General features: G+C 34.4%; 1 protein-coding gene. It reads right to left on the bottom strand.

The annotated features are described in order from the left end of the window. Positions 1-342, bottom strand: a 342-nt coding sequence (locus IM284_RS23605; RefSeq protein WP_226838988.1) for a hypothetical protein, incomplete at its 3' end; no start/stop codon positions are given. Positions 343-407: the final 65 nt, after the last annotated feature.

The following is a 407-nucleotide window of genomic DNA, read 5'->3' on the forward strand; positions in this document are numbered from 1 at the left end:
AGCCAATTTAACGCTTTCATATGTTTTGCAAACCCAGAATTCAAAGACTGAAAATGCATTGATAAAAAAACGAGTTAGAACTCTATGCAGGAGATCATCAGCATCGGAGACGAAGCATTTTCTCAGATCTTCTAATAGTAAATCAGTATTGTTATCGCCATTGCTAATTTCGATGTAATTGTAATATTTGTTCTCCGATACAAAAGATTCTATAAGTTGGAAAATACCACTTCTGTGATTGGAGTTAGTCAATTCATCATTCATTATGAATAATAGTGGAATGTCAATTTCATCACTCAGATCTGAAAAGAATGTGCTACCTAACATCAGTCCTTTCGCCATATACTCCCAATGAAGACATCTTCTTTTCAGGCTTGCTAAAGCTTGCAGCCTATCAATGTTATTAT

Origin of the sequence: Enterobacter cloacae complex sp. P12RS, from assembly GCF_014895875.1 — a bacterium.
Classification (GTDB): domain Bacteria; phylum Pseudomonadota; class Gammaproteobacteria; order Enterobacterales; family Enterobacteriaceae; genus Enterobacter; species Enterobacter bugandensis.